A 20753-nucleotide genomic window follows, 5' to 3' on the forward strand; every position below is an offset into this window, starting at 1 on the left:
CATGTTCGGGCACTCGCTTGACACCTACTGTGCACTCTTGACCATTGAGTGAGCAGAAGTGAACTGGTAGGGTCCTGCGGCGCACACCACCCCGACCCCCGTTGAACGGTGGCATGCCCATGCTCATATTCAGGCGCTCACACCCACCCCGCCCCCACGGCATCCTGGTCGCCGTGGTGGCCGTGCTGTGCGGACTGCTCGGCACCGCCCCCGTCGTCCACGCGGCGGCACCCCCGGGCGGCACGCTCTCGGCGGCCCACCGAACGGTCACCTGGCAGTCCCCGACCTATCCGAGCGGCTCGGTGCCCGACCCCAAGCACTGCCCGACCGCGGCCGCCGACCCGCAGGGCAAGGTCTGCGACCGCTTCGACCTCACCGTCGACGTCCCGCCCGGTTACTGGCAGGACAACCCCGACGGCGGAGTCCCGGTCTCCATCAGCTGGCCCGACCCGGCCATGGAGTTCGACCTCTACGTCTACGACAACACCGGCCGGAAGGTCGCCGAGGACGCGTCGGGCGCCGACCCCGCCTCCGCCGTGATCCCGAACGCCTCGGGGACCTACCAGGTCCTGGTCGTGCCCTACAACGTCACCAACTCCTCCTACACCGCCACCGCCCTGCTGACCCAGCCCACCACGGTCGGCGACGCCACCGGCATCGCCCGCGACGGCGACGGCTACCTGATCCAGGCCGGCGCCGCCAAGGCCAGGGTCGACTTCAGCACCGAGGACACCTTCCGGCTGCAGTTCGCCCCGGACGGCACCTTCACCGCCCCGCCCGTCGGCGAGATGATCGCGACCGCCCCGCCGACCCTGAAGACCGTCCGGCAGAGCGACGAGGGCGACTACTGGGCGATCAGCTCCGAGCACCTGACGCTGCGCGCCTACAAGCACCCGCTGCGCTTCGCGCTGTACGCCGAGGACGACGGCAAGCCCGTCTGGCAGGAGACCCGCGGCCTGACCTGGACGCAGACCTCGATGGCCCAGACCCTGGCCCGCGGGCCCCAGGAGCAGTTCTACGGCGCCGGCGAGCAGAACGGCTCCTTCTCGCACCGCGGCCGGACCGTCCACGCCGCCAACGACTACAACTGGAACGAGGGCGGCTTCAACAACTCTCAGCCCTTCTACCTCTCCTCGGCCGGCTACGGCGTCTTCCGGCACACCTACGCCCCCGGCACCTACACCTTCGACGACCCGGTCACCACCGCCGAACGCGAACGCCGCTTCGACGGCTACTACTTCTACGGCCCGGACCTGAAGACGGTCATCGGCGCCTACACCGACCTGGTCGGCAAGCCCTTCATGCCGCCGGTCTACGGCCTGGAGCCCGGCGACTCCGACTGCTACCTGCACAACGCCAACCGCGGTGAACGGCACACCCTGGACGCCCTCAAGGTCGCCGACGGCTACACCGCCAACCAGGACCCGCTGGGCTGGATGCTGGTCAACGACGGCTACGGCTGCGGCTACGAGGACCTCCGGCAGACCGGCCAGGGCCTGCGCGACCAGCACGCCCAGCTGGGCCTGTGGACCTCGACCGGCCTGCCCAACCAGAACGAGGAGGTCAAGGCCGGCGTCCGGGTGCGCAAACTCGACGTCGCCTGGGTCGGCCCCGGCTACAAGTTCGCCCTCGACGGCTGCCAGAAGGCGTACGACGGCATCCAGGCGAACAGCGACGCCCGCGGCTTCGTCTGGCTGCCGGTCTCCTGGGCCGGCGCCCAGCGCTGCGGCGTGCTGTGGAGCGGCGACCAGAAGGGCACCTACGACTACGTCCGCTGGCAGATCCCCACCTACGCCGGGGCGACCATGTCCGGCATCGCCTACAACACCGGGGACGTCGGCGGCATCTTCGGCAACGACCCCAAGGCGGCGACCCGGGACCTGGAGTGGAAGACCTTCATCCCGACCATCATGACCATGGACGGCTGGGCCGCCGGCGACAAGCAGCCCTGGCGCGCGGGCGAACCGTACACCTCGATCAACCGGCGCTACCTGCAGCTGAAGGAACGTCTGCTGCCCTACCTGTACACCCTCGCCGCCCAGGCCCACCAGAGCGGCGTCGGCGCGGTGCGGCCGCTGGTCCTGGAGTACCCGGACGACCCCAACACCTGGGGTGACGCGGCCAAGTACGAGTTCCTGAGCGGCAAGGACTTCCTGGTCGCCCCGGTCTACGACGACTCCGCCACCCGCAACGGCATCTACCTGCCCGAGGGCACCTGGGTGGACTACTGGACCGGCAGGACCTACCAGGGGCCGACCACGCTCAACGGCTACCAGGCGCCGCTCGACACCCTGCCGCTGTTCGTCCGGGCCGGCGCCGTCGTGCCGATGTGGCCCAAGGGCACGCTGTCCTGGCAGACCCGCGACACCGGCCGGCTCGACTACGACATCTACGCCCAGGGCACGTCCTCCTACACCCTGTACGAGGACGACGGCACCACCCGCGGCCACGAGCAGGGCGCGTCCGCGACCCAGGACGTCAAGGTCCGCTCGGTGGGCCGGGGCCACGGCATGACCACCGTCGAGGTCGGGCCGAGCGTCGGCGACTACACCGGCAAACCGGCGAGCCGCGCCTACGAGTTCACCGTGCACACCGGCGCAGGCCCCGGCGCGGTGCTGCTCGACCACCGGCCGCTGGACGGCTTCGACTCGCAGGCGGAGCTGGACGCGGCCGCCTCGGGCTGGTGGTACGACGAGGCCGCCGGCGTGGTGCACGTGAAGACGCCGCAGCGGTCCACCGGCAGCACCTTCTCACTGCTCCTGGCGGGAGCCGGCGCCATCGAGGGCTGACCTCGGCCCAAGCCACGGGGACGGGGGCCGTTGCCCCCGTCCCCGTTCGCACACGTGCCCCTGGAGGATCACGTGTCCCGAGGCTCACGGCCCGGGGCTACACTCCGTCCATGCTCAAAGCTGATCGCGCAGCCCGGATCCTGTCCCACATCGCGGAGGTGGGCAGTGCCGACGTGCACGCGCTCGCCGATCTGCTGCGCGTGTCGGGCGCGACGGTCCGTCGCGACCTCCAGGAACTGCACGACCAGGGGCTCCTGCACCGCACCCGCGGCGGTGCGGTGAGCGGGGCCGTCAACCTTGAACTCCCGCTGCGGCACCGCAGCGAGAAGCAGCAGGAGGAGAAGCGCCGGATCGCCCGGGTGGCCGCCGAGCTGGTGCCGGACGGCGCCGTGGTGGGCCTGACCGGCGGCACGACCGCCACCGAACTGGCCCGGGTGCTGGGCGAACGGGGCAAGGTCACGGTGGTCACCAACGCCGTGAACATCGCGGCCGAGCTGATCGTACGTCCGGAGATCCGTCTGGTGGTGATCGGCGGCATCGCCCGCTCGGCCAGCTACGAACTCGTCGGCCCGGCCGCGGACAGCATGCTCCAGCGCTACCACCTCGACCTCGCCTTCATCGGCGTGGACGGCCTGACGGTGCAGGAGGGCTGCACCACCCACGACGAGATGGAGGCCCAGACCGACCGCGCGTTCCTGGGCAGCAGCGCGCGGTCGGTCGTACTGGCGGACCGCACCAAGATCGGCAGGGTCACCTTCGCCTCGATCTGCCCGCTCACCGAGGTCCACGACCTGGTGACGGACTCCGGGATCTCCGACGAGCAGGAGCGGGCCATCGCCGACACCGGGGTGCGGGTGCTCCGGGCCTGAGCGGCCGCCTCACCGTCCTGGCGTCGCGGCATCCCGGAGCCGGGCGGCCGCCCCCTCCGGGCTCACATCGGTGACGAACGCGTCCAGCCCGGACTCCACGCCGGCCAGGTACTTGAGCTTGCCCGGGGCCCGCCGGATGGTGAACAGCTCCAGGTGCAGCGCCAGTTCACCACCGCCCTCGGCGGGAGCCTGGTGCCAGGCCGCGATGTACGGGGTCCGGTTGGGCGCCGCGCCGGGCGCGGCGGGGAACAGCGCGTCGAATCGGCGTAGCAGGTCGAGGTAGAGGCCGGGGAACTCGGCGCGTTCGGCCTCGTCGAGCGCGGTGAGGTCGGCGACCCGGCGCTTGGGGTAGAGGTGGACCTCGTAGGGCCAGCGCGCGGCGAACGGCACGAAGGCGACCCAGTGCTCGCCCCGGAGGACCAGTCGCTCGGGGGAGCCCCGCTCGGCGGCGAGGAGGTCCTCGAAGAGGTTCCGTCCGGTGCGCGCCCGGTGCTCCTCGGCCCGGACGATCATCTTGGCGGTGCGCGGGGTGATGAAGGGGAACGCGTAGATCTGGCCGTGCGGGTGGCCCAGCGTGACCCCGATCTCCTCGCCCCGGTTCTCGAAGCAGTACACCTGCCGCACCCCGGGCAGGGCGGACAGCTCCGCCGTACGGTCGGTCCAGGCGTCCAGCACCAGTCGCGCCTTGGCCTCGTCCAGGTCCGCGAAGGAGGCGTCGTGGTCGGAGGTGAAGCAGACCACCTCGCAGCGGCCGGCCGCCGGCCGAACGGTGTGCAGCAGGCCCTCGTGGGCCGCCACGTGCTCGGCCGACCCCAGGGCGAGCGAGGGGAAGCGGTTCTCGAACACCGCCACCTCGTAGTCGGCCGCCGGGATCTCGCTGAGCCGGCCGTCCCGGGAGGGGCACAGCGGGCACTCGCCGGCGGGCGGGTGGTAGGTGCGCTGCTGGCGGTGGGCGGCCACCGTGACCCAGTCGCCGAGCACCGGGTCGAGCCGGATCTCGGAGAAGCTCACCGCGGGCTCCAGGGGGCGTTCGTCCCGGGCGTCGCGCGCCGCTCCCGGCTCCCGGTCGTAGTAGACGAGCTCGCGGCCGTCGGCCAACTTGCTGGCGGTCTTGTGCACCGCTGTTCTCCTTCGTCTGTGACATCGGCCCGCCCGGTCAAACAGAATCAAACAGATACTACCGGTTGCCAACATGGCCGGTCTATGGCCGACGACTCTCGGTCGGGCCCTCTTGGGGCAGGTGGGCTTGGACATGCGAATGTGTTGACCGCGAGACCCGATCATGTTTGATTATGTCGGAATTGGCATTCCTCTCCCCCGCGCACTGGAGCTGAGCAGATGATCGACGAGGCCGCCACCACCTTCGAGGCCGTCCACGGCGGCCGACCGACCGGCGTGTGGGCCGCTCCCGGCCGGGTGAACCTGATCGGCGAGCACACCGACTACAACGACGGCTTCGTCCTGCCCGTCGCCCTTCCGCACACCACCCGGGTCACCGCCCGCCGCCGGGAGGACGGACGACTGCGGCTGTACAGCGCCCAGGGCGACGGCACCATCACCGACCTGTCGCTGGACGGCCTGACCCCCGGCGTCGTCGCGAGCTGGGCCGGCTACCCGGTCGGCGTCTTCTGGGCCCTCGCCGACGCGGGCCACCCGGTCGGCGGGGCCGACCTGTTCATCGACAGCGACGTGCCGGCCGGGGCCGGACTCTCCTCCTCCGCCGCCCTGGAGTGCGCGACGGCCGCGGCCCTGAACGACCTGTACGAGCTGGGCCTGGCCGCACCCGAACTCGCCCTGCTCGCCCAGCGGGCCGAGAACGCCTTCGTCGGCGTGCCCTGCGGCGCGATGGACCAGATGGCCTCCGCCTGCTGCACGGACGGCGCCGCGCTGTTCCTCGACACCCGGACCCTGGAGCAGCGGCACGTACCGCTCGACCTTGCGGCGGCGGGCCTGCGGCTGCTGGTGATCGACACCCGGGTCAAGCACGACCTCGGCGACGGCGCCTACGCCGCCCTGCGAGCCGGCTGCGAGCGCGCCGCCGAGCTGCTCGGGCTGCCCGCGCTGCGCGACCTCGCCGTCGCCGACCTGGCCCCCGCGCTGGACCGGCTGCCCGGTGAACTCCGGCCGCTGGTGCGGCACGTGGTGACCGAGAATCGCCGCGTCCTGGAGACCGTCGAGCGGCTCGACCGCGGCGGGATCGCCGCGCTGGGCCCGATCCTGACGGCCGGGCACGCCTCGCTGCGCGACGACTTCCGGGTGTCCTGCGCCGAGACGGACCTCGCGGTGGAGGCCGCCGTCGCCGCCGGGGCGCTGGGGGCCCGGATGACCGGCGGCGGCTTCGGCGGGTCCGTCATCGCGCTGGTCGCGGCCGGGGACGTCACGGCGGTCTCGGACGCGGTGCGGTCCGCCTTCGGCTCGGCGGGCTTCGCCGCGCCGGTGGCGTTCACCGCCGTGCCCTCGGCGGGGGCACGGCGGGTGGCCTGAGTCTCAGCCGGCGGCCGGGACGACGAGGAGCTCGCCGACCGCGTCGGCGAGCACCCCGCGGGCGGTCGCCGGGAGGGCGTCGTCGGTGACGAAGCAGTCGACCTCCTCCAAGGTCGCGAAGCTGCTGAGCCCGACGACGCCCCACTTGGTGTGGTCCGCGACCACGACCGTGCGGCGCGCCGAGGCGATCAGGGCCCGATTGGTCTGCGCCTCGGCCAGGTTGGGCGTGGTGAGACCGGCCTGCTCGTGCACCCCGTGCACGCCCAGGATCAGCAGGTCCACATGGAGCGAGCGGATGGTCTGATCGGCCAGGGCGCCCACCAGAGCGGCCGAGCGGGTGGGCGAACCGCCGGTCAGCAGCAGCGACGGGACGGCCTCGCCGCGGTCGCGGCTGGCTGTCCAGAGCAGGTCGGCGATCGGCAGGGAGTTGGTCACGACCGTCAGTTGCGGGATCTCCAGCAGCCGGGCGGCGACCGCGTAGGTCGTGGTACCGGCGGACAGGGCCACCACGCTGCCCGGCTCCACCAGCTTGACGGCGGCGTCCGCGAGCGCGGCCTTGGTGGCCTCCTCCAGCCCGGACTTGGCGTCGAACCCCGGCTCGTACGTGCTCGCGGTCCCGGTCGCCATCGCCCCGCCGTGCACCTTCTGCACGGCGCCCTGGCGCGCCAGTGCGTCCAGGTCACGACGGATGGTCATGTCCGACACGCCGAACTGCTCGACCAGCTCCGCGACGCGCACGGCGCCGGCCCGGCGGATCGCCTCCAGGATCAGCGCCTGGCGCTGGGGGGCGAGCAACATCTGGTCAGCCACAAAGGCCCTTTCGGTCGAACGGGTGCCCGATTCGCTTCCGCACTGTCCGGCAGACTAACCCTAAACGGCCCGGTAACGGCGTACGCACGGCTGCCGCTGGTCAGCCGCACGGGGCGGAACCGCCGGGCCGGGAGCCGGACCGCCGGTGCTGCGGGCGGGAGCAGTACCGGCGATCGGGCGGCCGGCCCCGCACAGCGTGAGGTCAGGCCGGCAGCCCGACCGCGCGTTCACGGTTGCGGCGCTGCTGGATGACGACGGCGGCGACCAGCAGGGAGCCCTGGGCGACGTTCTGCCAGAAGGCGTTGATGCCCTGGACGGTGAGGCCGTTCTGCAGCGCGCCGAGCAGCGCCACGGCGAGCAGGGTGCCGCCGATGCTGCCCTTGCCGCCCTTGAGGGCGCAGCCGCCGAGGGCGGCGGCGGTGATCGACTGGAGTTCCAGGCCCTCGCTGCCGGAGACGGGCTGGCCGCTGCCGGTGCGTGCGGTGAGGAGGACGCCGGCGAGGGCGGCGACGGTGCCGGAGAGGGCGTAGGCGGCGATCAGGTACTTGTTGAGGTTGATGCCGGCCAGGCGGGCGGCGGTGTCGTTGCCGCCGATGGCGTAGATGTTCCGGCCGATGTCGGTGTAGGTGAGGAGGGCGTGGACGGCGGCCGCGGTGAGGATGAGCAGCCAGACCATGGTGGGCAGCCCGGCGATCTTGCCTCGGCTGAGGAAGACGAAGACCGGGTCGCCCAGCACGTAGCCCTGGGCGCGGCCGTCCGAGACCAGCTGGGCGACGCCCTTGTAGGCGGCCAGCCCGGCGAGGGTGGCGATGGTCGGGTTGACCCGGCCGTAGATGATGACGATGCCGTTGAACAGGCCGATGCCGGCGCCGATGGCGAGCGCGGCCCCGATGCCGAGGAAGGGGCTGTTGCCGGTGGAGGTGAAGACCATGGCGCTGGTGACGGAGGCCAGGCCGGCCTGGGAGCCGACCGAGATGTCGAGGCCGCCGCAGATGATCACGACGGTCTGGACGACGGCCAGCAGGCCCGAGATGGTGGCGGCCTCGGCGATGACCTGGATGTTGTCCCAGCCCGCGAAGTTGGGGTTGAGCGTGCCGAAGAGGGCGACGACGGCGATGAGGGCGCCGATCAGGCTGAGGTTCTGCCCGCCGATCGCGGCGAGCAAGGCACGCGGGCCGCCGGACCGGCCGGCCCCCGGCCGGGCTTCCGGCAGCTGGGCGCTGGGGGAGGTGGTGGCGGTCATCGGGTGTCCTTAGCGGTGTTCGGCCCGGTCGGTGCGTGGGCGGTGGTGCCGACGGTGGGGGCGGTGGCGAGGTCGCCCATGGCGAGGTCGTCGGCCATGGCGAGGGCGAGGACGGCCTCCTCGGTGGCCTGGTCGCGGCTGAGTTCGCCGGTGGTGCGGCCGTTCTGCATCACCACGATCCGGTCGGCGAGGCCGAGGACTTCCGGCAGTTCGGAGGAGATGACCAGGACGGCGGTGCCCTCGCGGGCGAGGTCGGCGATGATCTGGTAGATCTCGGCCTTGGCGCCGATGTCCACGCCGCGGGTCGGTTCGTCCAGGATCAGCAGGTCGGGTTTGCGGGCGAGCCAGCGGGCGAGGACGACCTTCTGTTGGTTGCCGCCGGACAGCGTGCGGACCTCCGCCTCGACGGAGGGGGCCCGGACCCGCAGCCGGTCGGCGTACTCCTGTGCGAGCGCCTTCTCCTGGCGCTGCCTGACGAACCGCCAGCGGCGCAGCCGGCCCAGGCTGACCAGGGAGGTGTTGTCGCGGATGGTGCGCTGCAGGAACAGGGCCTGGGCCTTGCGCTCCTCGGGGGCCAGGCCGATGCCGGCGGTGATGGCGGCGCGGGGGTCGCGCAGTCGCAGGACCTCGCCGTTGAGCTCGACGGTTCCGGAGCGGACGGGGGCGTCGCCGGCCAGGGCGAGGGCGAGTTCGGAGCGTCCGGCGCCGATCAGTCCGGCGAGGGCGACGACCTCCCCGGCGTGGACGCGCAGGCTGATGTCGCTGACGTCGTCGGTGGTGAGGCCCCGGACGTCCAGGACGACCCGGTCAGTGGCGACCTGCTGGCGCACGAAGAGGGCGGAGAGGTCCCGGCCGACCATGAGCTTCACCAGTGCGCTCTCGTCCGTGGTCGCGGCCCGGACGACCCCGGCGACCTGGCCGTCGCGCAGCACCGCGATGCCGTCGGCGAGTTGGAAGATCTCCTTCATCCGGTGCGAGACGTAGATGACCGCGATGCCCTCGTCGCGCAGCCTCCCGATCAGCGCGAACAGGGCCTCGACCTCGTGTTCGGAGAGGGAGGAGGTCGGCTCGTCGAAGGCGATCGCGCGCGGCCGGACGGCGCCGGTCAGGGCCCGCAGGATCTCGACCAACTGGCGTTGGGCTGCGGTGAGTTCGGAGCCGAGAAGATCGGGGTCGAGGACCTTGTCGAAGCCCAGACGGTGCAGGTCCGCGGTGATCCGGCGGCGCAGCTCGGCGCGGTCGAGGCGGCGCATCCCGGTGCGGGGCAGCGATCCGGCGTAGACGTTCTCGGCGACCGAGACATGGGGGATGATCTCGGGTTCCTGCGGGATGATCCGGATCCCGGCGCGCCGGGCGTCCTGCGGGGAGTGCAGGTCGAGGGCCTCGCCGTCCAGCAGGACCCGGCCCGCGGTGGGGCGGTGGTCGCCGGTGAGGATGCGCAGCAGGGTGGACTTGCCGGCGCCGTTCTCGCCCATCAGGGCGGTGACCTGGCCGGGCGGGAAGGTGAGGGTGACGTCGCTCAGCGCCTGGACGGTGCCGAAGCGCTTGGACACCCCCTCGGCGCTCAGACCGGGCGATGCGCCGGGCGCGGAGCCGGTGGAGCTGCCGGGGGGTGGGGCGGGGACGGGTTCAGGTGCGGTCATCGGGGCCTCGTTGGCGGCGCGGGGGTACGGTCTTCGAAGGACGCGGGCCGGTGCGGCGGTTCGGAGTCGCCCGCCGCACCGGTGGCCGGACGCGGTGTCAGCTGCAGGACACGCCGGCGGACTGCCAGCTGGTGGCGTCGACCATCTTGGTGGGGGCGAAGGCCTCCTTCGGGAAGTCCTTGCCGTTCTTGAGCTTGTCGAACATGGTCTGCACCGCGAGGGCGCCGACGTCCTTGCCGTTGATGAACAGGGCGGCCTTCATGCCGGAGGGCTTGCCGGCGGCCCAGTCCTTGCAGGCCAGGTAGGCGCCCAGGCCGACGCCGTCGATGTCGTTCGGGGCGACCCCGGCGTTCTGCAGGGCGGTGACGGCGCCCTGGACGTTCTCGTCGTTGCAGCCCCAGGTCACCCAGTGCTTGACGCCCGGGTTGGCGGTGATGGTGGCGGCGACCTTGTCCTGGGCGCCGGTCGGGGTGTTGTCGGTGGCGACGTCGATGGCCTGCACACCCGGCACGGCCTGGTCGAAGGCCTCCTTCGCGGCCTTCACGCGGTCGCCGCAGACGGTGACGTCCTGCTTCCAGGCGGAGATGATCCGGGTGTCCGCCGGGTTCCAGCCGGCCTTCTTGAACTCCTCGGCGGCGCGCTGGCCGACCTGCTGGCCCATCTGCTGGCCGGAGAAGCCGATCCGCGGCACCAGGTCGGTGGCCGCGCACTGCGCGGGGGAGGGTCCGCCGGCGCAGACCTGGTCGTCGGAGGTGAGCAGCGCGGCCTTGGCGTCCCGGGCGGTCTGGACGACCTGGGGGCCCACCGCGGGGTCGGGCACCACGATGATCAGGCCGTTGCTCTTCTGCGCGATCGCGGACTGCACCTCGCTGACCGTCTTGTTGGCGTCGTTGCCGAGGTTGACGACCTTCAGGTCGGCGCCGAGTTCGGCCGCCTTGGCCTTCGCGCCCGCGGCCTCGTCCACGAAGTACTGCTGATCCCCCTGCTTCTGCAGGTAGGTGATCGAGATCTTGCCGGACACCGGCGCCACCGAGGCGTCGCCGCCGGAGGAGGTCTGTCCGGTGGAACACGCGGTCAGGCCGAGGACGGCGGCGAGGCCGAGCGCGGCGGTCTGGGCCAGGCGGCTACGGACGGAGGGGTGCATGGTGGGGGCTCCTGAGGGTGTTGGACCGGCCGACTAGAAGCAACACAACCGATCAAAAAACATCGCAATCAAACGCGATGAGGTACAAGGGAAACGCCCGGTTCATGCGTGCGTCAAGCGTTGGACGCTTCGCCCGCCGGATTCGAAACCGTCTCGTTATGCCCGTGCCCTGGATGTCTCGACGGTCCGTCACTTTGGCCCTGGTCGAGTGTCAGGTCTGTTGGAAGTTGTTGACCGATGCTTCGTCAAGCCGCATGATTTGGCGCGATCAATCACAATCCCCCACTCTCACCCATCGTTGGAGACACCCATGGGCCTCCGATACTTATCACGAACATGCCAGGCTGCCGGTGCGATCCTGCTCCTGCTGCTCGGTTCGTCCACCGCCCACGCCGCCGCACCGGCCACCCCGGCCGCCACCCCGGCCACCGTGTCCACCGCCATCACCGTCGACGGCACCAAGCCGGGCCTGACCTTCGACGGGGTCGGCGCCATCTCCGGGGGCGGCGGCAACTCCCGACTGCTGGTCGACTACCCGGAGCCGCAGCGCAGCCAGCTGCTCGACTACCTGTTCAAGCCCGGCTACGGCGCCTCACTGCAGGTGCTCAAGCTGGAGATCGGCGGCGACACCAACTCCACCGACGGCGCCGAGCCCAGCATCGAGCACACCGCCGGCACCGTCGACTGCGGTCAGGGCTACGAGTGGTGGCTGGCCGAACAGGCCAAGGCCCGCAACCCCGGGATCAAGCTCTACGGCCTGTCCTGGGGCGCCCCGGGCTGGATCGGCAACGGCGACTTCTGGTCCCAGGACACCGTCGGCTACCTGATGAACTGGATGGGCTGCGCGGAGCAGCGCCACCTGGCGATCGACTACCTCGGCGGCTGGAACGAGCGCGGCTTCGACAAGAGCTGGTACGAGAACCTCAAGAGCACCCTGGTGGCCAAGGGCTACGCCACCAAGGTGGTCGCCGCCGACGACGGCTGGAACGTGGCCGACGCCATGACCACCGACCCGGCGTTCAAGAACGCGGTCGACATCGTCGGCGTCCACTACCCGTGCGGCTACCTCGGCGCCTTCAACTCCTGCCCCAGCACCGCGAACGCCCAGTCCCTGGGCAAGCCGCTGTGGGCGAGCGAGAACGGCTCCGAGGACGCCGACGCGGGTGCGCCGTCGGTGGCGCGCGCGCTCAACCGCGACTACCTCGACGGGAAGATGACCTCGTTCATCAACTGGCCGGTCATCGCCGCGCTCTACCCGAACCTGTACTTCTCCACCGACGGCATGTCGATCGCCGACCAGCCTTGGTCCGGCCACTACAGCATCGGGAAGACCACCTGGGTCACCGCGCACACCACCCAGTTCGCCATGCCCGGCTGGCGCTACATCGACTCCGCCGGCGGCTACCTCGGCGGCGCGCGCGGCAACGGCAGCTACGTCACGCTGAAGTCGCCGAACAACAGCGACTACAGCACCGTCATCGAGACCATGGACGCCACCGCCGCCCAGAGCCTTAACTTCACCGTCACCGGCGGACTGTCCACCGGCCGGGTCCACGTCTGGGACACCGACCTCAACTCCGCCGACCCGGCGGCCTGGTTCGTCCACACCCAGGACCTCACCCCGGTGAAGGGCGGCTACACGCTCACCCTCCAGCCCGGCCACGTCTACTCCGTCACCACCACGACCGGCCAGGGCAAGGGCGGCGCCACCGCGCCGGCCGCCGCCCCGCTCCGACTGCCGTACGCGGACGGCTTCGAGACCCCGGCCACGACGACCTCCCCGAAGTACTTCACCGACATGAACGGCGCCTTCCAGACCGTCCCCTGCGGCGGCGGGCGCACCGGCACCTGCCTGCGCCAGATGGCCCCGACCACACCGATCCGCTGGACCGACGAGCCGTACGACGCGCCGTACACGATGATGGGCGACGGCAGCTGGTCCAACTACACCGTCACCGCGGACACCCTCTTCGAGCAGTCCAGTACCGTCGAGCTGCTCGGCCGGGTCAACCAGCAGGGCCGCAACAACAACGGCCTGAACGCCTACCACCTGCGGGTCAGCGACACCGGCGCCTGGTCCATCGACAAGAGCGACACCAGCTGGAACTTCACCACCCTCGCCAGCGGCACCATCACCGCCCCGGGCACCGGCAGCTGGCACACCGTGGCGTTCTCCCTCCAGGACTCCACCCTGACCGCGACCGTCGACGGTGTCACCGTGGGCAGCGCCACCGACGCCGGCTACACCAACGGCCAGGCCGGCCTCGGGGTGACCGGCTACCAAACCGACCAGTTCGACGACTTCACCCTCACCCCCGGCACGCCGTCCGCCCACACCGGTCCGATCACCTCCGCTCTGCCCGGCACGTGCGTGGACGCCCCGGGCTCCACCGCCGTGCAGCTCTGGGACTGCAACGGCGGCGCGACGCAGACCTGGACCCGGACCAACGGCACCCTCACCCACAACGGCAAGTGCCTCGACGTCACCGGCCAGGGCACTGCCAACGGCACCCCGGTCGAGCTCTGGGACTGCAACGGCGGCGCCAACCAGCAGTGGACGCCCCAGCCCGACGGCACCCTGAAGGGCGTCCAGTCCGGCCGCTGCCTCGACGACCCGGCCTTCGCCACCGCCAACGGCACCCGGCTGGAGATCTGGGACTGCAGCGGCGGCGCCAACCAGCGCTGGACCCTGCCGTAGCGGAACCGGGGCGTCATGCGGCCCACCGTTCCTAACCAGTGAGCAGGAGTGAGTCTTGGACCCAAACCTGCGCAGCTGGCGCATCCCGAACGGGTTTGGATGCACTGGTCGCCCGCTTTCGCTCCGCGCCCGGCGACAGGGATCGTGTCCGTGGTCCGGGGATGCGGGGGCGGGTTTCCTCACGTCCCCGGTCATCGGGTCGGGCCTGGGCGGTCCGATGCCCGCCGGCATCGCTCTGGTGCCGGCGGGGCGGTGCCGTCCGTCGCCTGATCCTGTGACCGAGGGCGCGTCGTCCGATCGCCACGCCTGCCGCCTGGTGGCGGCTGACGGGGCGACGGTCAGTGGAGAGGGGCTTTTGCCAGTGCTCGGCCCCCCACATGCTGGTGTAGGCGGGATCGACGGCGATCACGCCGATTCCGGCCTCCGCGCACATGGACAGCAGCCGGGCGCGGAGTCTGCCGGTGGGAATGCTCGAGATGAGCGGCCGGAATCGCTTCTTGCGGCCGTGCTTCTCCCGGGCGCAACCTCACGCTGGCCATGCAGGGCGGGCCAGAACCGTCACCGCGTCCATCGACCACGCCCAGGTCGCGTCGGTCGTGGACGCGAGCCACGGCTTCGGTCAGACGGGCCTGGCCGTCGGGGGCTTCCAGCACGTCGACTTCGCCAACACCGCCGTCACCCCGCTGGCCGCGCCCGCGAACCACACCGTCAGCAGCCTGAACAGCGGCAAGTGCGGCGCCTCGACCGCCGACGGCGCCCAGGTGGTCCAGTGGACCTGCGGGACGGGCAAGACCAACCAGGAATGGACCGTCTCCTGACACTCCCGGGAGGCCCGGGCCGGGGCGCCAACCGGCCCGGGTCGCCCGGCTGCTCAAAGTTGTCTGGTCAAGTTCGGCCGAAGTTCTTCCGCCGGACAGCGCCGACCGGTACTTATGTCCCGCCCATGGCGAACAGCCATGGCGCACCCACCCTCACCAACGGGACGAGGTACCCCCTATGCGACTGCGCTGGAGCCCCCTCGGCGGGCTGTTCGCTACCCTTCCCCTCGTCGGCGCGCTCGTCGTCGCCGCCCCCACCACCGCCGGTGCGGCGGGCGGCAGCGGCAACCTGATCGTCAACGGCGACGCGGAGGCCGGCGGCTACTGCACCAACGACTGGAGCGCCGCCAGCACCGTCCCCGGCTGGACGGTCCAGGCCGGCGGCGTCAACGTCATGTGCCACTCGGTGGGCTCCTTCGGCCTGCCGAGCGACGGCCGGACCCCCGGCAAGGCCTTCTTCGGCCCGGGCAACTTCGGGGACGGCGCGATGTCGCAGACCGTCGACGTCTCCTCCGCCGCCGGCGCCATCGACGGCGGCGGAGTGCACTTCAACCTCTCCGGATGGCTGGGCGGTTGGACCACCTACGGCGGCTACGTCGCGGTCAGCCTGCACTTCCAGGACGCCAGCGGCAGCCCGCTCGGCGCGACCGCCAAGCTGCCCACCGTCTCCGCCACCGACCGGGGCCTGAGCACCAAGTTCCTCTCCCGCAACGCCACCGGAGCCGTCCCGGCCGGCACCCGCTCGATCCAGGTCGAGGTGCAGTTCCTCTCCACCACGAGCGAGACCGGCTACCTGGACAACCTCGCGCTCACCCTCGACACCTCGGTCGCCGCGCCCGCGCCGCTGACCCCGCCCGCGTCCGCCGTGCCGGGCTACGACCACGTGTTCACGGTCATGATGGAGAACACCGACTACTCCCAGATCATGAACGACCCGACGGACACGCCGTACATCCACAGCCTGATGTCCCAGGGCGCCACCCTCACGGACTCCCACGGCGTCTACCACCCCAGCGACGAGAACTACCTCGCCGTCGCCGGCGGCGACACCTACACCAAGGGCGCCACCTACTGGCCCAACATCAACTCCCCGCAGCGCAACCTCGGCGACACCATCGAGGACGCCGGCAAGACCTGGAAGGCCTACGAGCAGGGCATGGGCACGCCCTGCAACACCACCAAGAACTACGACAGCTACTACATGCCCGACGACGCGCCGTTCATCAACTACGCCGACATCAGCGGCAACCCGGCCCGCTGCGCGGCGCACCTGTTCGACACCTCCCAGCTGACCACCGACCTGCAGTCCGCGGCCACCACGCCGGACTTCTCCTGGATCGCCGCCGACGACTACTACGACGGCGAGGCCTCCGGCAACGGCAGCGCCACCAGCCTGAAGACCCAGGACGGCTGGCTGCAGCAGACCCTCGCCCCGGTGCTGTCCTCCCCGGCCTGGACCCAGCAGCGCTCGCTGCTCATCCTGACCTGGGACGAGAGCCAGAACGAGGGCTACAACCACCTCGCCACCGTCGTCGTCGGTTCCCAGGGCACCGTCCCGGCCGCCACCAGCAGCCCGCTGCACTACGACCACTACGGCGTCGGCCGCACCATCGAGTCCGCCCTCGGCCTGCCGGGCCTGACCGGCAACGACACCTACGCCACGCCGCTCAACGCCGCCTTCGCCCCCGCCACGGCCACCGGCCCGACGCTGACCGGCGACCTCAACGCGGTGGCCAACGGCGGCAACGTCACCCTCCGCTACGCTCTGCCGAACGCCTCCCAGGCCGGCGCCAAGAACTGGGTCGGCATCTACCCGGCGGGCGTTACCCCCGGCTCCCGCTCCGCGCTGACCTGGTCCTACACGCCGAACCAGAGCGGCGCGGTCACCTTCTCCACCGGCAAGTTGAACGGCGCCGGCGGCTACGACGCCTACTACCTGGCCAACGACGGCTACTCGGTGCTGGCCGGCCCGTTCCGGCTGACCGTCGGCTGACGCCGGCTCCTCGGTGGGTGATCGACAGCCCGGTGCGGTGGGGTCGGCCAGACCCCTGGCGCCGGGCTGTCGCGCCCCGGGGCTGCTCAGTGTCGAGCGGCCCCCACAGGGGCCGCCCCGTGGCCGCGTGACGGTAGGTTTCCGATCATGGAGAGTCGTATACGGGACCCCCGACCGCTGCACGCCCTGCTCGACCGTCTCGGCGCGGACGCCCCGGCCTCGGAACGCCCGCGCAAGGCGGTGGCCGGCGGGTTGGTCGTGGTGGCGGCGCTGTTGTTCGGGTGGATCCTGGTGCTCGGGTCGACCACCCGCGGGCAGGCCGAGGTCAGGAACTGGTCCACCGTGTGGATCGGGATGGACCTGCTCCAGTGCACCGGCCTGATCGCCACCGCGCTGCTGCTGGTCCGCCGCTCGCGCCTGGTCGCGCTGGCCGGGGCCGCCACCGCCACGCTGCTGCTGCTCGACGCCTGGTTCGACGTGATGACTGCGGAGGGCGGCGGCGACTGGTACGTGGCGCTGGCCATGGCCCTACTGGTCGAACTGCCCGCAGCCGTGGCCATGGCGGTCCTCGCCAGGCGCAGCATGGACTGGTGACGGCACCCGACACGTCCCGGAGGAAGGCTCGTCCCTCAGCGGGTGGGCCCGTAGAGGCCCGATTCGGGGCCGTCAGTCGATGAGGCCGAGTCGGCGGCCGCCCCGGTCGTGCAGCCGCCGGAAGAAGGCGAGCACCCCGGCGGAGCCACCGGCCCACGTGGCGCTGGAGCGGGTGAGGCCGGTGTCCGGGAACACCGGACGGGACGGGGTGCCGCCGCTGCGGCTCAGGATGATCGCCGCGACGGTCTCGGCCGCGTTCCGGAACTCCTCCGACCCGGTCGCCCCGGCCACGTCCACCAGCAGCTCGCCGACCCCGGACAGCCCGCAGCACTGGGTGACCAGCGGCATCCGGGGCGCCAGCTCGGCGCAGCCGCGCGCGGCCCGCTGGGCGAGGGCGAGGTACCCGGGTTCCTCCAGGCGGTCGGCGGCCCGGACCAGCACCGACCCGATCCCGGCCAGGCCCCGGCACCAGGAGCCGTAACGGCGGGTCGCCCCCGGCTCGCCCGCCGTCGCGAGGATGCGCGGGGTGACGGCGGCGAGCCGGGCGCAGGCCTGTCGGGCCCGGCGGAGCGCATCGGGATCGCCGGTCGCGCTGCCGAATTCGAGCAGGAAGTACGCCACGCCCGCCTCGCCGTGGGCGAGTCCGTCGCGCAGGGCGGCGCTGCCGGGCGTGTCGGCCCCCTCCGGGGTGAGCCGGGCCGCGCCGGCGGCGAGCATCCGCTCGCACGCGGCGGCCACGGCGAGGTGCCGGTCGGCGAGTTCGCGGTTGCCGGTCCCGGCGGCGTGCCGGGCGAGCAGCAGGCGGCCGATGCCGATTCCGGCGACGCCCTCGATCAGGTCTGCCTCCGGTGGTCCGCCGCCCGGGCCCGAGGCCGGCAGGGCGGGCGGGCTCACCGCCGACTCGATGCGCGCTTCGGTGAGGAAGAGCTCGACGCCGGTCCGGCCGGAGTAGAAGCCCGGCGACAGACTCCTGGACTGACGCGCCGTCCAGCGCGCCAGCGCGTCGACGGCGTCGCGCACCCCGGGCCGGTGCGGGTGGTGGAGGAGCTCCAGGCCGAGCCCCGAGCTGCCGCCGTAGACGTCGACCGGTGTCGGGATGCCGGCCCGGGAAGCGGCCGCGGGGTCGACGATCCGGCGGGCCTCCTCGACGCAGTACGCGGTCGTGTGCTCGATGATCTCCTCAAGCAGACCGTGGTCGAAGCGGAGCCGTACGGCCACCCGGGACGCCGCCGGCACCCCGGTGCGGAGCCGGCCGGCCCCGGCGGTTCGTACGGCCGGGTCGAAGCTCATCAACTCGCCGATCACCGCCCGGACGTGCCGGTGTTCGGCACCGGGCAGCGCCCACGCCAGCCCCGCCAGGGTGCGGTCCCGGTTGACGGCCTTGTCGGCGTCGACGATCACCGGGTCCATGCCGGTGGCGGCGAAGCAGAGCGTGGCGCCCAGCGCGTAGTAGTCGTCGGCGGGCTCGGCCGCGCCCGGCGCGCGTCGGACCGGGTCGCTGTAGCCGGGCGTCGAGCCGTCGGGACCGACCCCGTGCAGTGCGCTGATCCCGAAGTCGATCAGATGGCAGCGCCCGGCGGAGTCGAGTACGACGTTGTCGGGCTTGAGATCCCGGACCACCACGCCCCGGCGATGGACGCCGTCCAGGACGCGCAGCAGCCGTCCGGCGAGGTCCGGGAGCGCGCCGTCCCGGTACGGGCCGTTCTCCTGGACGTGTCGCCGCAAGTCCCGGTTGCCGCAGCTGGTCATCACCAGGTATTCGTCCGAGCGCTGCCGGAAGTAGTCGAGTGCGCGGGGCACCCCGGTGACGCCGTCGAGCGCGGTCAGGACCGTCCGCTCGTTGCGCAGCCGGTCCCGGGTGTCCGCACCGGACTCGTCCTCGGCCACGAAGGCCCGGGCCTGCTTGACGACCACCGGCAGCCCGGTGGCCCGGTCGAGGGCGCGGTAGACGTTGCCCTGCGGTTTGCGCGAGATCCCGGCGGTGACGCGGTAGCGGCCGCCGTCGAACCCGGAGGGGGCGTGGGGCGCGGCGGTCCGGTGCTCGAACGGGTCCTCGGCCCAGGGCGGGCAGCGGTAGGAGCCGCCGGCCAGGCCGTCGAAGACCCGGCCGTCCGGGCCGGTCATGACCGATTCGAGCCGCCCGCTGCGGCCGGTCCGGTAGTCGCCGGTGAAGGGCCCGTAGCGGTAGTAGACGGGGGAGTGCGGATCGACCCGCCGGTCGCTGACGATCTGTGGGCCCTCCCGGCCGCGCAACACGGCGACGAGTTCCTCGGCGAGCGCGACCAGGGTGCCGGGCGCCGGGTAGACCGTGATCGCCTTCCCGACGGAACCGGCGCTCGACACGCCGGAGTTGATCGCCCGCAGGGTCTCCGGATCCCTGGCCCACTTCGCGTGGCAGACGTGCCGCGCCAGCACCGGCAGGACGAGGTCGACCACGGTGTCGAGCCCGCCCGGGCGGGCCGAGACGTGCAGCTTCCAGCCGTGTTCCATCGCCGGCATCCGCGGATCGTTCAGGTACGACCAGGTGTCGTCGGACCATCCGCTGCGGCCGGCGATGGAACCGGTCACCGTCAGGAGTTGAAGTCGCAGGCGAAGCGGGTGGTGGCGGTCACCCACGGGTCGGCCAGGCAGGCCGTGGCCTCGTGGTCGCCGCGGTCGTCGCCCTCGAACACGATGGCCTCGTCATCGACCACCAGCGGGCCTGCGTCGCGGATCTCGTCGATCAGGGTTACGGGCATGTGGCGCCTCCAGGTCTGGTCGTGCCTTTGGCGATGGCGATGGCGACGGCGCGGATTGCGGTCGCGGCGAACCGGCGGGCCCGATCGGGCCGGGTGCCTGATCCACGAAGGTCCGGGTTCCTGATCCACGAAGGTAGGGAGGAACGATGGGCCTGGCAAGGGGTCGGGACGCATCAACTCCACTTGTCGGACACATCCGTGGAGGAATCGTGGACGGTCCTTCGACGGTCGGCCGTCGGGTCAGGAGCTGACGCCGACGGCGTGCCGGAAGCTCGTCGGGTCGGTGACCAGGTCCAGCATGGCCCGTGCGACGTCGGCGCGCGGGACGGTGGTCCCGGCCGGTCCGGACTCGACGGCGTGCCGGTAACGGCCCCGGCCGGGCCGGTCGGTCAGCCGCGGGGGCCGGACGGCCGTCCAGTCCAGGTCGCTGTCCCGCAGCACGCGCTCCATCGCCTCCAGGTCGGTGTACGCGTCCCGGAGCGCCGCCCAGAGCAGCGGGCCGAAGGCCTTCGCGGTGAGGAAGGACTGCCCGGCCCCGGAGCGGTTGAGCGGTGCGGCGCTGACCACGAGGATGCGGCGCACCCCGACCGTCGCCATGGCGGTGGCCGCCGCGCGGGCGGAGGTCGAGGCGGGCTTGAGGGGGTCGGTCCGGCCGGCCTGGCCGATGCCGGAGAGGACGGCGTCGGCGCCCTCGATCACCGGCTGCAGCGAGGCGGGGTCGAGGGCGTCGGCCCTGACCACGGTCAGGCGGTCGTGGCGGACGGGCAGCCGGGCCGGGTCCCGGACGGCGGCCGTGACCCGGTGCCCGTCGGCGAGGGCGAGGGTGACCAGGTGGCGGCCGATGCCGCCGGTGGCGCCCAGAACAGCGAGTTCCATGACCCCTCCCAGGGGGTGGGTGAGTGCTCACTTCCTTCTCGTCCCGATGGTGGG

The 20753-nt window shown here is 72.1% G+C and carries 15 protein-coding genes and 1 pseudogene; 7 read left to right on the plus strand and 9 right to left on the minus strand.

The window, feature by feature from the left end:
- Nucleotides 1-119: 119 nt before the first annotated feature.
- Nucleotides 120-2789 (plus strand): TIM-barrel domain-containing protein, encoded by a 2670-nt coding sequence (locus tag ACH4E7_RS11075; RefSeq protein WP_396248727.1) that lies wholly within the window; start codon nt 120-122, stop codon nt 2787-2789.
- A gap of 110 nt (nt 2790-2899) precedes the next feature.
- Nucleotides 2900-3658: a DeoR/GlpR family DNA-binding transcription regulator gene (locus ACH4E7_RS11080; RefSeq protein ID WP_396248728.1), complete on the plus strand. Its 759-nt coding sequence runs from the start codon at nt 2900-2902 to the stop codon at nt 3656-3658.
- 9 nt (nt 3659-3667) lie between these two features.
- On the opposite strand, the gene galT is transcribed toward ACH4E7_RS11080, so the two are convergent.
- Nucleotides 3668-4777 carry a galactose-1-phosphate uridylyltransferase gene (gene galT, locus ACH4E7_RS11085; protein WP_396248729.1) on the minus strand — a complete coding sequence of 370 codons (1110 nt, stop codon included), beginning with the start codon at nt 4775-4777 and terminating at the stop codon, nt 3668-3670.
- A gap of 219 nt (nt 4778-4996) precedes the next feature.
- Here galT and galK point away from each other — a divergent pair, with 219 nt between their 5' ends.
- On the plus strand, nt 4997-6142 hold the full coding sequence (gene galK / locus ACH4E7_RS11090; RefSeq protein WP_396248730.1) for a galactokinase: 1146 nt from the start codon (nt 4997-4999) through the stop codon (nt 6140-6142).
- A 3-nt stretch (nt 6143-6145) separates the two neighbouring features.
- Here galK and ACH4E7_RS11095 read toward each other — a convergent pair whose 3' ends face one another.
- The 4 genes from ACH4E7_RS11095 to ACH4E7_RS11110 all read right to left on the minus strand — a co-directional run bounded on the left by ACH4E7_RS11095 (nt 6146) and on the right by ACH4E7_RS11110 (nt 10982).
- Nucleotides 6146-6940, minus strand: coding sequence for a DeoR/GlpR family DNA-binding transcription regulator (locus ACH4E7_RS11095; protein ID WP_396248821.1), 795 nt, complete (start codon nt 6938-6940; stop codon nt 6146-6148).
- A gap of 214 nt (nt 6941-7154) precedes the next feature.
- Nucleotides 7155-8195: an ABC transporter permease gene (locus ACH4E7_RS11100; RefSeq protein WP_396248731.1), complete on the minus strand. Its 1041-nt coding sequence runs from the start codon at nt 8193-8195 to the stop codon at nt 7155-7157.
- Nucleotides 8192-9838, minus strand: coding sequence for a sugar ABC transporter ATP-binding protein (locus tag ACH4E7_RS11105; protein ID WP_396248732.1), 1647 nt, complete (start codon nt 9836-9838; stop codon nt 8192-8194). Before ACH4E7_RS11105 ends, ACH4E7_RS11100 begins: the two co-directional genes overlap by 4 nt.
- 97 nt (nt 9839-9935) lie before the next feature.
- Entirely contained in the window at nt 9936-10982 is a 1047-nt protein-coding gene (locus ACH4E7_RS11110) for a substrate-binding domain-containing protein (RefSeq protein ID WP_396248733.1), read from the minus strand.
- A gap of 310 nt (nt 10983-11292) precedes the next feature.
- On the opposite strand from ACH4E7_RS11110, the gene ACH4E7_RS11115 reads away from it, so the two are divergent.
- Nucleotides 11293-13680 (plus strand): ricin-type beta-trefoil lectin domain protein, encoded by a 2388-nt coding sequence (locus ACH4E7_RS11115; RefSeq protein WP_396248734.1) that lies wholly within the window; start codon nt 11293-11295, stop codon nt 13678-13680.
- A 31-nt stretch (nt 13681-13711) separates the two neighbouring features.
- Here the strand turns inward: ACH4E7_RS11115 and ACH4E7_RS11120 are convergent.
- A pseudogene (locus tag ACH4E7_RS11120) lies at nt 13712-14197 on the minus strand (IS200/IS605 family accessory protein TnpB-related protein); the annotation flags it as partial.
- A gap of 79 nt (nt 14198-14276) precedes the next feature.
- Here ACH4E7_RS11120 and ACH4E7_RS11125 point away from each other — a divergent pair.
- The 3 genes from ACH4E7_RS11125 (at nt 14277) to ACH4E7_RS11135 (ending at nt 17085) form a co-directional block, all read left to right on the plus strand.
- Nucleotides 14277-14498, plus strand: a complete 222-nt coding sequence (locus ACH4E7_RS11125) for an RICIN domain-containing protein (protein ID WP_396248735.1) — start codon at nt 14277-14279, stop codon at nt 14496-14498.
- A 178-nt stretch (nt 14499-14676) separates the two neighbouring features.
- On the plus strand, nt 14677-16491 hold the full coding sequence (locus ACH4E7_RS11130) for an alkaline phosphatase family protein (protein ID WP_396248736.1): 1815 nt from the start codon (nt 14677-14679) through the stop codon (nt 16489-16491).
- 147 nt (nt 16492-16638) lie between these two features.
- Complete coding sequence (locus tag ACH4E7_RS11135) at nt 16639-17085, plus strand: hypothetical protein (protein WP_396248737.1); 447 nt, start codon at nt 16639-16641, stop codon at nt 17083-17085.
- A gap of 72 nt (nt 17086-17157) precedes the next feature.
- Here the strand turns inward: ACH4E7_RS11135 and lanL are convergent, their stop codons facing one another.
- From lanL to ACH4E7_RS11150, 3 genes are all read right to left on the minus strand, one after another.
- Complete coding sequence (gene lanL, locus ACH4E7_RS11140) at nt 17158-19653, minus strand: class IV lanthionine synthetase LanL (protein ID WP_396248738.1); 2496 nt, start codon at nt 19651-19653, stop codon at nt 17158-17160.
- Between the two features lie 2 nt (nt 19654-19655).
- Nucleotides 19656-19823, minus strand: coding sequence for an SflA family class IV lanthipeptide (locus tag ACH4E7_RS11145; RefSeq protein WP_396248739.1), 168 nt, complete (start codon nt 19821-19823; stop codon nt 19656-19658).
- 240 nt (nt 19824-20063) lie between these two features.
- Nucleotides 20064-20699, minus strand: a complete 636-nt coding sequence (locus tag ACH4E7_RS11150) for an NAD(P)-dependent oxidoreductase (RefSeq protein WP_396248740.1) — start codon at nt 20697-20699, stop codon at nt 20064-20066.
- Nucleotides 20700-20753 lie beyond the last annotated feature (54 nt).

The sequence above is a fragment of the Kitasatospora sp. NPDC018058 genome, assembly GCF_044327205.1.
Taxonomy (GTDB): domain Bacteria; phylum Actinomycetota; class Actinomycetes; order Streptomycetales; family Streptomycetaceae; genus Kitasatospora.

Coding starts and splice junctions, on each gene's coding strand:
- ACH4E7_RS11095 (WP_396248821.1), bottom strand. CDS start 6,940: ATGTTGCTCGCCCCCCAGCGCCAGGCGCTGATCCTGGAGGCGATCCGC.
- ACH4E7_RS11100 (WP_396248731.1), bottom strand. CDS start 8,195: ATGACCGCCACCACCTCCCCCAGCGCCCAGCTGCCGGAAGCCCGGCCG.
- ACH4E7_RS11110 (WP_396248733.1), bottom strand. CDS start 10,982: ATGCACCCCTCCGTCCGTAGCCGCCTGGCCCAGACCGCCGCGCTCGGC.
- ACH4E7_RS11075 (WP_396248727.1), top strand. CDS start 120: ATGCTCATATTCAGGCGCTCACACCCACCCCGCCCCCACGGCATCCTG.
- galK (WP_396248730.1), top strand. CDS start 4,997: ATGATCGACGAGGCCGCCACCACCTTCGAGGCCGTCCACGGCGGCCGA.
- ACH4E7_RS11080 (WP_396248728.1), top strand. CDS start 2,900: ATGCTCAAAGCTGATCGCGCAGCCCGGATCCTGTCCCACATCGCGGAG.
- ACH4E7_RS11115 (WP_396248734.1), top strand. CDS start 11,293: ATGGGCCTCCGATACTTATCACGAACATGCCAGGCTGCCGGTGCGATC.
- ACH4E7_RS11145 (WP_396248739.1), bottom strand. CDS start 19,823: ATGCCCGTAACCCTGATCGACGAGATCCGCGACGCAGGCCCGCTGGTG.
- ACH4E7_RS11135 (WP_396248737.1), top strand. CDS start 16,639: ATGGAGAGTCGTATACGGGACCCCCGACCGCTGCACGCCCTGCTCGAC.
- ACH4E7_RS11105 (WP_396248732.1), bottom strand. CDS start 9,838: ATGACCGCACCTGAACCCGTCCCCGCCCCACCCCCCGGCAGCTCCACC.
- ACH4E7_RS11150 (WP_396248740.1), bottom strand. CDS start 20,699: ATGGAACTCGCTGTTCTGGGCGCCACCGGCGGCATCGGCCGCCACCTG.
- ACH4E7_RS11130 (WP_396248736.1), top strand. CDS start 14,677: ATGCGACTGCGCTGGAGCCCCCTCGGCGGGCTGTTCGCTACCCTTCCC.